This is a genomic window from Streptomyces corchorusii (assembly GCF_001514055.1).
In the GTDB taxonomy this organism is placed as follows: domain Bacteria; phylum Actinomycetota; class Actinomycetes; order Streptomycetales; family Streptomycetaceae; genus Streptomyces; species Streptomyces olivaceoviridis.
In genome coordinates this window covers 315989-328229 of sequence record NZ_KQ948352.1, presented here as the reverse complement: position 1 = coordinate 328229, position 12241 = coordinate 315989, and the positions used below count along the sequence as shown (strand labels likewise).

At 70.2% G+C, this 12241-nt stretch carries 11 protein-coding genes; 10 read left to right on the top strand and 1 reads right to left on the bottom strand.

The window, feature by feature from the left end:
- Positions 1–34 precede the first annotated feature (34 nt).
- The 8 genes from AQJ11_RS05635 (at position 35) to pssA (ending at position 8986) form a co-directional block, all read left to right on the top strand.
- Positions 35–853, top strand: coding sequence for a TetR family transcriptional regulator (locus tag AQJ11_RS05635; protein ID WP_200866718.1), 819 nt, complete (start codon positions 35–37; stop codon positions 851–853).
- Positions 854–1247: 394 nt separating this feature from the next.
- A complete protein-coding gene (gene ccrA / locus AQJ11_RS05630) occupies positions 1248–2585 on the top strand; it encodes a crotonyl-CoA carboxylase/reductase (protein ID WP_203349168.1) in 1338 nt (445 codons plus the stop codon).
- Between the two features lie 17 nt (positions 2586–2602).
- Positions 2603–4630, top strand: a complete 2028-nt coding sequence (locus AQJ11_RS05625; protein ID WP_059262077.1) for a protein meaA — start codon at positions 2603–2605, stop codon at positions 4628–4630.
- On the top strand, positions 4627–5592 hold the full coding sequence (locus tag AQJ11_RS05620) for an HpcH/HpaI aldolase/citrate lyase family protein (RefSeq protein ID WP_014675984.1): 966 nt from the start codon (positions 4627–4629) through the stop codon (positions 5590–5592). The genes AQJ11_RS05625 and AQJ11_RS05620 overlap by 4 nt, the downstream gene beginning before the upstream one ends.
- 5 nt (positions 5593–5597) lie before the next feature.
- Positions 5598–6110 (top strand): MaoC family dehydratase, encoded by a 513-nt coding sequence (locus AQJ11_RS05615; RefSeq protein WP_059262076.1) that lies wholly within the window; start codon positions 5598–5600, stop codon positions 6108–6110.
- Positions 6111–6112: 2 nt separating this feature from the next.
- Positions 6113–7318, top strand: coding sequence for an acyl-CoA dehydrogenase family protein (locus AQJ11_RS05610; protein ID WP_059262075.1), 1206 nt, complete (start codon positions 6113–6115; stop codon positions 7316–7318).
- A gap of 170 nt (positions 7319–7488) precedes the next feature.
- Positions 7489–8145, top strand: a complete 657-nt coding sequence (locus AQJ11_RS05605) for a phosphatidylserine decarboxylase (protein WP_078611849.1) — start codon at positions 7489–7491, stop codon at positions 8143–8145.
- A 22-nt stretch (positions 8146–8167) separates the two neighbouring features.
- On the top strand, positions 8168–8986 hold the full coding sequence (gene pssA, locus AQJ11_RS05600; protein WP_014675980.1) for a CDP-diacylglycerol--serine O-phosphatidyltransferase: 819 nt from the start codon (positions 8168–8170) through the stop codon (positions 8984–8986).
- 70 nt (positions 8987–9056) lie between these two features.
- Here the strand turns inward: pssA and AQJ11_RS05595 are convergent, their stop codons facing one another.
- A complete protein-coding gene (locus tag AQJ11_RS05595; protein ID WP_059262074.1) occupies positions 9057–10193 on the bottom strand; it encodes a glycerate kinase in 1137 nt (378 codons plus the stop codon).
- Between the two features lie 166 nt (positions 10194–10359).
- On the opposite strand from AQJ11_RS05595, the gene AQJ11_RS05590 reads away from it, so the two are divergent.
- Positions 10360–11433 carry an ADP-ribosylglycohydrolase family protein gene (locus tag AQJ11_RS05590; protein WP_059262073.1) on the top strand — a complete coding sequence of 358 codons (1074 nt, stop codon included), beginning with the start codon at positions 10360–10362 and terminating at the stop codon, positions 11431–11433.
- 29 nt (positions 11434–11462) lie between these two features.
- Positions 11463–11957: an NUDIX domain-containing protein gene (locus tag AQJ11_RS05585; protein ID WP_059262072.1), complete on the top strand. Its 495-nt coding sequence runs from the start codon at positions 11463–11465 to the stop codon at positions 11955–11957.
- Positions 11958–12241 lie beyond the last annotated feature (284 nt).

Sequence of the window (12241 nt, the reverse complement as noted above, 5' to 3'; positions counted from 1 at the left end):
GCATCGGGCTGCGCGCATGCAGTACGTTCGGGTCATGTCCCAGCCCGCCAAGTCCTCACGTACACCAGCTACGCCCGACGCGCCGGAGAGTGCCGCAGGCAGCCGCGCCGCCGCCCAGCGGCTCAAGATGCGCCGGGAACTGGCGGCAGCAGCCATGGAGCTGTTCGCGACCAAGGGGTACGAGGCCACCACCGTCGACGAGATCGCCGCCGCCGCCGGCGTCGCCCGGCGCACCTTCTTCCGCCACTTCCGCTCCAAGGAAGAGGCGATCTTCCCGGACCACGACGACACGCTGATCCGCGCGGAGGCGGTCCTCAACGCCGCGCCCGCGCACGAGCACCCGCTCGACACCGTGTGCCGGGGCATCAAGGAGGTCATGAAGATGTACGCGGCGCGGCCGGACATCTCGGTCGCCCGCTACAAGCTCACGCGCGAGGTGCCCACCCTGCGCGAGGCCGAGATCGCCTCCGTGGCCCGTTACGAGCGCCTGTTCACGCGGTACCTGCTCGGCCATTTCGACGAGCACGCGCACGCGGACGACGCCAACGACGACCCGCTGCTGGCCGAGGTCGCCGCCTCCGCCGTGGTCACCGCGCACAACCACGTCCTCAGGCGCTGGCTGCGGGCGGGCGGCCAGGGCGACGTGGAGGCCCAGCTGGACCACGCCTTCGCCATCGTGCGCAAGACCTTCGGCACCGGCATCGGGGCCGGGCGCGGCACGGCTCCCCGGACGGCCGCCTCCGCGCCGGCGGCGGCCTCCGTCGAGGGCGAGGTGCTGGTGACCGTCGCACGCACCGACGCCCCCCTGGAAGAGGTCATGCGCACCATCGAACAGGCCCTCAAGGAACGCTGACCCGACCTTTCCCGCTGTGACAACGGCCACCCTCCGGGTGGCCGTTTTTGCATGTCAGCGCCCTTTTTGACCCGCCGGTAGCGGGCCGTTCGATCGATCATCGCTCATCTGTCAAGTAAAGAATTCATTTGAGAGCAAGTTCTGGCACTCAGTGCCTTGCGGGGTGACACGCGGTGTCATACGTTGAAGGAGTCCGGGCTGTCCCCGCAGACCATCACCTGCGCGCCCGGCGCCTGCGTCACAGGCAACCTCCCGCGCCACAAAGCGCTGCCGAAGCACCACCGAGCCGAACCGACGGCACACCCTCACCACCCTCAGCAGCACTGACAGCACCGACGAACCCTCAGGCGCCCTCCCTCAAGGGCGCTCACCCGCCGGAGGCAACACCGTGACCGTGAAGGACATCCTGGACGCGATCCAGTCGAAGGACGCCACGTCCGCCGACTTCGCCGCCCTGCCGCTCCCCGACTCGTACCGGGCGATCACCGTCCACAAGGACGAGACGGAGATGTTCGCGGGTCTGGAGACCCGCGACAAGGACCCGCGCAAGTCGATCCACCTGGACGAGGTCCCCGTGCCCGAGCTCGGCCCGGGCGAGGCCCTGGTGGCCGTCATGGCCTCCTCGGTGAACTACAACTCGGTGTGGACCTCGATCTTCGAGCCGCTGTCCACGTTCGGGTTCCTGGAGCGCTACGGCCGCACCAACGAGCTGGCCAAGCGCCACGACCTGCCGTACCACATCATCGGCTCCGACCTCGCGGGCGTCGTCCTGCGCACCGGCCCCGGTGTGAACGCCTGGAAGCCGGGCGACGAGGTCGTCGCACACTGCCTGTCGGTCGAGCTGGAGTCCTCCGACGGCCACAACGACACGATGCTCGACCCCGAGCAGCGCATCTGGGGCTTCGAGACCAACTTCGGCGGCCTCGCCGAGATCGCGCTGGTCAAGTCCAACCAGCTCATGCCGAAGCCGGCCCACCTCAGCTGGGAGGAGGCCGCCGCTCCGGGCCTGGTCAACTCCACCGCGTACCGCCAGCTGGTGTCCCGCAACGGCGCCGGCATGAAGCAGGGCGACAACGTCCTGATCTGGGGGGCGAGCGGCGGTCTCGGCTCCTACGCCACGCAGTTCGCGCTGGCCGGCGGCGCCAACCCGATCTGTGTCGTGTCCTCGCCGCAGAAGGCGGAGATCTGCCGGTCCATGGGCGCCGAGGCGATCATCGACCGCAACGCCGAGGGCTACCGGTTCTGGAAGGACGAGCGGACCCAGGACCCCAAGGAGTGGAAGCGCTTCGGCAAGCGCATCCGCGAGCTGACCGGCGGCGAGGACATCGACATCGTCTTCGAGCACCCCGGCCGCGAGACCTTCGGCGCGAGCGTCTACGTCACCCGCAAGGGCGGCACGATCACCACCTGCGCCTCGACCTCGGGCTACCTGCACGAGTACGACAACCGCTACCTGTGGATGTCGCTGAAGCGGATCATCGGCTCGCACTTCGCGAACTACCGCGAGGCCTGGGAGGCCAACCGCCTCATCGCCAAGGGCAAGATCCACCCGACCCTCTCCAAGGTCTACTCCCTCCAGGACACCGGCCAGGCCGCCTACGACGTCCACCGCAACCTGCACCAGGGCAAGGTCGGCGTGCTGTGCCTCGCCCCCGAGGAGGGCCTGGGCGTGCGCGACCAGGAGACGCGCGCGAAGCACATCGACGCCATCAACCGCTTCCGGAACGTCTGAGAGCCGGGAGGTCATAGATGACAGAGCGTCAGAAGGACCGGCCGTGGCTGATGCGGACGTACGCCGGTCACTCCACGGCGGAGGCGTCCAACGAGCTGTACCGGCGCAACCTCGCCAAGGGCCAGACCGGTCTGTCGGTGGCGTTCGACCTGCCGACACAGACCGGCTACGACCCCGACCACATCCTCGCGCGCGGCGAGGTCGGCCGGGTGGGCGTGCCCGTCGCACACCTCGGTGACATGCGCCGGCTGTTCCAGGACATCCCCCTGGAGCAGATGAACACCTCGATGACGATCAACGCCACCGCCATGTGGCTGCTGGCGCTCTACCAGGTCGTCGCCGAGGAGCAGGGCGCGGACGTCACCAAGCTCCAGGGCACGACCCAGAACGACATCGTCAAGGAGTACCTGTCCCGGGGCACCCATGTGTTCCCGCCGGAACCCTCGCTCCGCCTGACGACGGACATGATCGCGTACACGGTCTCCCACATCCCGAAGTGGAACCCGATCAACATTTGCAGTTACCACCTGCAAGAGGCCGGGGCCACGCCGGTGCAGGAGATCGCGTACGCGATGTCCACTGCCATCGCCGTCCTCGACGCCGTGCGCGACTCCGGCCAGGTGCCGCGGGAGCGCATGGGGGACGTGGTCGCCCGTATCTCCTTCTTCGTGAACGCGGGCGTCCGCTTCATCGAGGAGATGTGCAAGATGCGCGCGTTCGGCCGCATCTGGGACCAGATCACCCGCGAGCGGTACGGCATCGAGGACCCCAAGCAGCGCCGGTTCCGGTACGGCGTCCAGGTCAACTCGCTCGGCCTGACCGAGGCGCAGCCGGAGAACAACGTCCAGCGGATCGTGCTGGAGATGCTGGCGGTCACCCTCTCCAAGGACGCACGCGCGCGTGCCGTGCAGCTTCCCGCCTGGAACGAGGCGCTGGGCCTGCCCCGGCCCTGGGACCAGCAGTGGAGCCTGCGCATCCAGCAGGTCCTCGCCTACGAGAGCGACCTGCTGGAGTACGACGACATCTTCGAGGGCTCGAAGGTGATCGAGGCGAAGGTGGACCGGCTGGTCGAGGACACCCTCGCGGAGATCGACCGCATCCAGGAGATGGGCGGCGCGCTGGCCGCCGTGGAGTCCGGCTACCTCAAGTCGCAGCTGGTCGCCTCGCACGCCGAGCGCCGGGCCCGGATCGAAGCCGGCGAGGAGAAGATCGTCGGCGTCAACATCTTCGAGGGCACCGAGCCCAACCCGCTCACGGCCGATCTGGACACCGCCATCATGACGGTCGACCCGGCGGTCGAGGCCCGCGTCGTCGAGTCCCTCCGGTGCTGGCGGGACACGCGTTACCAGCCGCCCTTCAACCACCCGCGCCCCTGCAAGGCGCTGGAGCGGCTGAAGGAGGCCGCCAAGGGCACCGACAACCTGATGGAGGCCACGCTGGAGTGCGCCCGCGCCGGGGTCACCACCGGCGAGTGGGCGGGCGCCCTGCGCGAGGTGTTCGGCGAGTACCGGGCGCCCACCGGGGTCTCCTCGGCGCCGGTGGCCGTCGCCGCCGAGGCCGGCTCGGCGCTCGCCGAGGTCCGCGCCAGGGTGGACGCCACCGCCCGCGAGCTGGGCGTCGCCCGCTTGCGCTTCCTGGTCGGCAAGCCGGGCCTGGACGGGCACTCCAACGGCGCCGAGCAGATCGCCGTCCGCGCGCGGGACGCCGGCTTCGAGGTGGTGTACCAGGGCATCCGGCTGACGCCCGAGCAGATAGTGGACGCGGCCCTGGCCGAGGACGTGCACGCCGTGGGCCTGTCGATCCTGTCCGGCTCGCACGCCCGGCTGGTCCCCGATGTGCTCCAGCGGCTGCGTGTGGCCGGTGCCACAGATATACCGGTGATCGCCGGTGGCATCATCCCCAACGGTGACGCCGAGCAGCTGCGGCAAGCCGGAGTGGCCGCCGTCTTCACCCCGAAGGACTTCGACATCACCGGGATCATCGGCCGCATCGTCGACGAGATCCGGAAAGCGAACAAGCTCGACCCCCTGGAGGTCCCCGCATGACGACCCCTGTCAACCGCCTTCGCCCGCGGCGCTCCTGCCTGGCCGTACCGGGCAGCAACCCGCGCTTCCTGGAGAAGGCGCAGGGCCTCCCCGCGGACCAGGTCTTCCTGGACCTGGAGGACGCGTGCGCGCCGCTCGCCAAGCCCGAGGCGCGGCACACCATCGTCAAGTTCCTCAACGAGGGTGACTGGACGGGCAAGACGCGCGTGGTCCGGGTCAACGACTGGACGACCGAATGGACGTACCGGGACGTCGTCACGGTGGTGGAGGGCGCGGGCCCGAACCTGGACTGCATCATGCTGCCGAAGGTGCAGAACGCCCAGCAGGTCGTCGCCCTGGACCTGCTGCTGACGCAGATCGAGAAGACGATGGGCTTCGAGGTCGGCCGGATCGGCATCGAGGCGCAGATCGAGAACGCGCAGGGCCTGAACAACGTCAATGAGATCGCGCAGGCCTCCCCGCGCGTCGAGACCATCATCTTCGGCCCGGCCGACTTCATGGCCTCCATCAACATGAAGTCCCTGGTCGTGGGCGAGCAGCCGCCCGGCTACCCGGCGGACGCCTACCACTACATCCTGATGAAGATCCTGATGGCCGCCCGCGCCAACGACCTCCAGGCGATCGACGGCCCCTACCTCCAGATCCGCAACGTCGACGGCTTCCGCGAGGTCGCCGGCCGCGCCGCCGCGCTGGGCTTCGACGGCAAGTGGGTGCTGCACCCGGGTCAGGTCGACGCCGCCAACGAGGTCTTCTCGCCGTCGCAGGAGGACTACGACCACGCCGAGCTGATCCTGGACGCGTACGACTACTACACGTCCGAGGCGGGCGGCAAGAAGGGCTCGGCGATGCTCGGCGACGAGATGATCGACGAGGCCAGCCGCAAGATGGCGCTGGTCATCGCCGGCAAGGGCCGCGCCGCCGGCATGCGGCGCACCAGCACGTTCGAGATCCCGGAGGCGTGACGGCGATGCAGTTCGGACGCACGTACGAGGAGTTCGAGGTCGGGGCGACGTACAAGCACTGGCCGGGCAAGACGGTCACGGAGTACGACGACCACCTGTTCTGTCTCCTCACCATGAACCACCACCCGCTCCACATGGACACCAACTACGCCGAGCAGACGACCGACTTCGGCAAGAACGTGGTGGTCGGGAACTATGTCTACTCGCTCCTGCTCGGCATGTCCGTCCCGGACGTCTCCGGCAAGGCGATCGCCAACCTGGAGATCGAGTCGCTCAGGCACGTGGCGCCGACCTTCCACGGCGACACGGTCTACGGCGAGACGACCGTGCTGGACAAGTGGCCGTCGAAGTCGAAGAACGACCGCGGGATCGTCTACGTCGAGACCAAGGGCTACAAGCAGGACGGCACCCTGGTGTGCGTCTTCCGCCGCAAGGTAATGGTGCCCACCGAGACGTACATCAAGGAGCGCGGCGGCGAGCAGCCGGGCCGCCCCGAGCTCAAGGAGCAGGAGAAGTAGCCATGGCCCGTCTCGCCCAGACCGCCGGTCTGACCGACGTCCAGCAGGAGATCCTCTCCACCGTCCGGGACTTTGTCGACAAAGAGATCATTCCGGTCGCGACCGAGCTGGAGCACCGCGACGAGTACCCGCAGGCAATCGTGGACGGCCTGCGGGAGCTCGGCCTCTTCGGCCTGATGATCCCCGAGGAGTACGGCGGCCTGGGCGAGTCGCTGCTCACCTACGCGCTGTGCGTGGAGGAGATCGCCCGCGGCTGGATGTCGGTGTCCGGCATCATCAACACGCACTTCATCGTCGCGTACATGCTCAAGCAGCACGGCACGCAGGAGCAGAAGGACCACTTCCTGCCGAGGATGGCGGCCGGCGACATCCGGGGCGCCTTCTCGATGTCGGAGCCCGGACTGGGCTCGGACGTGTCGGCGATCACGTCGAAGGCGGTCAGGGACGGCGACGAGTACGTCCTGAACGGCCAGAAGATGTGGCTGACGAACGGCGGCACGTCCTCGCTCGTGGCCGTACTGGTCCGCAGTGACGAAGGACACCCCGAGGGCACGGCGCCGCACAAGTCGATGACGACCTTCCTGGTCGAGAAGGAGCCGGGCTTCGGCGAGGTCCGCCCGGGCCTCACCATCCCCGGCAAGATCGACAAGATGGGCTACAAGGGCGTCGACACGACCGAGCTGATCATGGACGGACTGCGCGTTCCGGCCGATCGGGTGCTCGGCGGGGTCACCGGCCGAGGTTTTTACCAAATGATGGACGGCGTCGAGGTGGGTCGCGTCAATGTGGCGGCACGTGGCTGCGGCGTCGCCCAGCGCGCCTTCGAGCTGGGGATCCGCTACGCCCAGCAGCGGCACACGTTCGGCAAGCCGATCGCCCAGCACCAGGCCATCCAGTTCAAGCTGGCGGAGATGGCGACCAAGGTCGAGGCCGCGCATGCGATGATGGTCAACGCGGCACGCAAAAAGGATTCCGGGGAACGAAACGACCTCGAAGCGGGAATGGCGAAGTACCTCGCCTCCGAGTACTGCAAGGAGGTCGTGGAGGATGCCTTCCGGATCCACGGCGGCTACGGCTTCTCCAAGGAGTACGAGATCGAGCGCCTCTACCGCGAGGCCCCGATGCTGCTCATCGGTGAAGGTACCGCCGAGATCCAGAAAATGATCATCGGTCGCAGGCTGCTCGAAGAGTATCGATTCCAAGGCTGATTGTCCGGATACGGGGTGTTTTCTTCGAGAAGAAGATCACACCCCGTAGACGCTCTTCAGCCGCCGACTCGGCTTCCTGGCTTGCCCAGTTGTGGCCCGCGACCGGTACGATCCCGGGAAAGCCGCCGTCCCCCGTCAGAGCGCGGCATCATCCGCTACGAAGGTCATCCATGCCCCACAGCCAAACCTCTGCACCTCGCGACAGCCGAGTCGGCGTACGCCTCGCGCGCGGAGCATCGCCGTGGCTTCTCCCGACCGTCGCCACCGCAGCCCTCAGCCTGGCCCGCGCTCGCCGCTCGGGCGTCGCCAAGGCCGTCGCCGTGCCCGCCACCGCGCTCGCGGCGGGCATGCTGTGGTTCTTCCGCGACCCCGAGCGCGAGATCGCCCAGGGCCAGGTCATCTCGCCCGCCGACGGTGTGGTGCAGAGCATCATGCCGTGGAAGGACGGGCGTACCCGCGTCGCCATCTTCATGAGCCCGCTCAACGTCCACGTCAACCGCGCGCCCCTCGCGGGCACCGTGACGTCCGTCGAGCACATCCCCGGCGGCTTTGTTCCGGCTTTCAACAAGGAGAGCGAGAACAACGAGCGCGTAGTCTGGCATTTCGACACCGAACTCGGCGACATCGAGATGATCCAGATCGCCGGCGCGGTGGCCCGCCGCATCGTGCCCTACATCCCCCAGGGCACGAAGGTCGAGCAGGGCGACCGCATCGGTCTGATCCGCTTCGGCTCGCGTGTCGACCTCTACCTGCCCGAGGGCGTGGAGGTCGCGGTCGAGGTCGGCCAGAAGACCGTGGCTGGGGTGACTCGCATTGACCGTGATTGATCCGGAGACCCAGGCGGGCTGGGTGCCCGAGGCCGACGAGGTGGACGACGAGGAGGAGATGCCTCTTTCTCTCCGCCTGTCGATAGCGGACACCCTCACGCTGGGCAACGCCACGTGCGGCTTCATGGCGGTGTACTTCACCACCACCGGCATCCTGATCCCGCACCTCACCGGCAGCCAGGAGTCCGGCATGGCCCGCCACAGCGCGGCCACGGCGGTCATCCTGATGCTCTGCGCGGCGGTCTTCGACCTGTTCGACGGGCTGGTGGCCCGCAAGCTGCGCTCGTCGCCGATGGGCGCGGAGCTGGACAACCTGTCCGACCTGATCAGCTTCGGGCTGGCCCCCGCGTACTTCGTCCTCGTCTACGGCATGGTCGCGGACGACGCGCACCAGCGGGTGGCCGCGGTGGGCGCGATCGTGGTGCTGCTGGCCGTGGTGCTGAGACTGGCCCGCTTCAGCTGCGTGACGATGAAGGACGGCATGTTCCAGGGCATGCCCTCGCCGTTCGGCGCGCTGACGGTCGTCTCGATCGTGCTGCTGGAGCTGCCGTTCGTGGCGACCCTGCTGGCGATCCTCGGGACCGCGTGGCTGATGGTGAGCCGGGTGGAGTACCCCAAGCCCCGGGGACGTCTCGCGGGCGCGATGCTCTCCTGGATCGTGCTGTCGATGGGGCTGCTGGCGGCGTGGGCCTTCGACGCGCCCAGCGGACAGCTGCTCCTCCAGACGGGCTGCGCGCTGCAACTGGTGATGGGCGCGGTGATTCCGCTGTTCGCCACGGCCCGGCGGGTGAACAACTTCCGCGACAACCGTCGTGAGGCACGGGCGGCGCAGTTGCCGTAGCGGTACGTGGACGAGGGCCCCCTACCCGGGATGGGTAGGGGGCCCTCGCTTGTGCCGCCGATCAGGGACCTCAGGCCAGGTGGTCCTCGGCCAGCCGCGCGGCGACCCGTTCCAGGATCGGCCCCGCGTCCGCGATGCACCGGGCGACGTCCGGCTCGACGGACGTCAGGGGGTAGGCCTGCGCGATCCCGGCCGCGAGCAGCGCCTCCGTCGGCAGCGCCAGCCGCCCGCACACCGCCACGACCTCCTTGCCCGCCGCCCGCGCCGCCGCGGCGACCCCCGCCGGTGCCTTGCCGTGCAGCGTCTGCTCGTCCAGCGACCCCTCCCCCGTGATCACCAGCGAGGCCCGCTCCAGGGCGGGCGCGAAGCCCAGCACGTCGAGCATCACCTCGATACCGGGACGGAACCGCGCCCCGAGCAGCAGGGCCCCGTATCCGATGCCTCCGGCGGCTCCCGCACCCGGCGCCGCCGCGTACTCGGCGGCCCGCGGCCCGGCCTCCGCCTCCAGCACCTTCGCGAAGTGGGCCAGCGCGGCGTCCAGCGTCTCGACGTCGTCCGGCGAGGCCCCCTTCTGCGGGCCGTACACCGCCGGCGCGCCCTTCGGGCCGGTCAACGGGTTGTCGACGTCGCTGGCCAGCACCAGCTCGACCGAGGACAGCCGCGGGTCGAGGCCGGACAGGTCCGCGCGGGCGAGGTCGGCGAGTCCGCCGCCGCCCGGCGGCACCGGCTCGCCCTCCTCGGTCAGGAACCGCGCGCCCAGCGCGGACAGCATGCCCGCGCCGCCGTCCGTCGTGGCGCTGCCGCCGACGCCGAACACGATCGTCCGCGCGCCCGCGTCCAGCGCGGCGCGCAGCAGTTCCCCGGCGCCGTACGTCGAGGCGGTCAGCGGCGCGAAGACCCCGGCCGGCAGCCGCTGCAAGCCGCTCGCCTCGGCCATCTCCACCACCGCGGTGCCGCCGCGCAGCGCGAACGCGGCCGTGACCTCCTCGCCGAGCGGCCCGGCGACCCGCACCTCCCGGCGCTCGAAACCGGCCGCGACCGCCGCGTCCACGGTCCCGTCGCCGCCGTCGGCCACGGGCAGCGCCTCCACCTGAAGATCCGGCACGACCCGGCGCAGCCCGGCCGTCACCCGCTCGGCGACCTGCACGGCCGTCAGCGAGCCCTTGAACTTGTCCGCGGCGATGAGCACCCGACGGGTCTCGTTCACTGCAGCGTCCGCCACCTTGTCTTCCCCTTGCTCTCCGGGCCCCGCGCACGTCGGGGCCAGTCGCGCCGCTGTGACCATAACCGCAGGGCACCCCCGCCGTCATGCCCCGCCCGAACCCTGGTCGAGCCGCTGGGAGCCGGCCGGACGAAGTGGGTACACCCCTGCCATGAGCACCCAGCGCAGCGGTCCGGACCTCGCCGACCGCGTCCACGGCGGCTGGCTCGGCCGGATCGCGGGCAACATGCTCGGCAAGCCGGTCGAGCAGGGCGAGGTGTGGACGCGCGACCGCATCGACCGCTATCTGCGCCGGGCCGCGGCCCTGCCGCTGACCGACTACCTGCCCGAACCGGCCGACGCGGAGGAGGCCGCCGTACTGCGCCCGGAGTGGCGCGCCTGCGTGCGCGGCCGGATCCACGGCAGCTGCCGGGACGACGACGTCGACTACGCGATCCTCGGCCTGCACCTGCTGGAGACCCACGGCTTCGGCTTCAGCACCGAGCAGGTCGGCGAGCTGTGGCTGCTCAGGCTGCCGTACCTCCAGACGTTCACGGCGGAACGGGCCGCGTACCGCAACCTCGCGAACGGGCTGAAGCCGCCGCTGACGGCGACGTACGACAACCCGTACCAGGAGTGGATCGGCGCGTTGATCCGCGCCGACGTCTACGGCTGGACCTGCCCCGGCGCCCCCGTCCGGGCCGCCGGGCTGGCCCGCCGGGACGCGGTGCTCTCGCACACCGGCAACGGCGTGTACGGCGCGATGTGGGCCGCCGCGCTGATCTCGGCGGCGTTCACCGCCCCGACCGTGCGGGACGCCCTGGACACCGCGCTCTCGGTCGTCCCGGCGAGCAGCCGCCTGGCCCGGACCGTGCGGCGGGTGGCGAGCCTGCACGAGGCGCGGCTGCCGTGGGAGGAGACCCTGGCCACGGTGTCCGCGGAGACCGCGGGGCTCGGCTGGATCCACACGGTCCCGAACGCCGCCGTCCTCACCGCCGGACTGCTCTACGGCGACGGCGACTTCACCCGGACCGTCGCCCTGACCGTGCGCGGCGGCCTGGACACCGACTCCAACGGGGCGACGGCCGGTTCCGTGGCCGGGGTCCTCACCGGGGCGGAGGCCATTCCGGCGCACTGGCGGGACCCGCTGGAGGACACGGTGCGCAGCGCGGTGTTCGGCTTCGACGGCGTACGGATCAGCGCGCTGGCCGAACGCACCCTGCGCCTGGCGACGAGCGGGACGTAGCCGGCGGCCGGCTGGTTACCCTTCCCCCCATGACCACGACCCAGGATTTCGCCGCGTACATCGCGAGCCTGCCCCGTGTCCTCGCCGGGGCCGCCGCCCTCTTCCGGGACGCCGAGGGACGGGTGCTGCTCGTCGAACCCAACTACCGTGACGGCTGGGCCCTTCCGGGCGGGACCATCGAGTCCGACGACGGGGAGACGCCGCGCCAGGGCGCCCGCCGGGAGACGCTGGAGGAGATCGGGCTCGACCGCGAACTCGGCCGGCTGCTGGCCGTGGACTGGGTGCACGGCGCGGGCCGGCCGCCGCTGGTGGCCTACCTGTACGACGGCGGTGTCCTCACCGAGGACGAGCTGAAGGCCATCCGTCTCCAGGAGGAGGAACTGCTCTCCTGGCGCCTGGTCGCCCGCGAGGACCTCACCGCCCATCTGCCCGGGGCGCTCGGCCGCCGGGTGCTGGCCGCGCTGGACGTCCTCGCGGACGGCTCCGGGACGGCGGAACTGGAGAACGGCCACCGGGTGGCCTGACCGCCCAGTCACCGTGGCCATGCGCGGACGCCGGCACCGGGGGCCGTGCCCCGGTACCGTCCCGCCGGTCCGGCCCCCGCGGTTATCCGTTCGCGGCGGCCACGCCGCCCGCCCTACCCTCGATGCCATGGCCAAGCCTCTCGTCGCCCTGCTCAGCGGGGCCGGTATCTACTACGGGGCGGCTGGAGCCGACGTTCGTGCCTGGGGGTCGTGGGCGGGGCCAAGTCTTGGAAGAGCCTTCAGCACGCATAGGTGCCGGTGGCCACATCACAACTGACGAACCG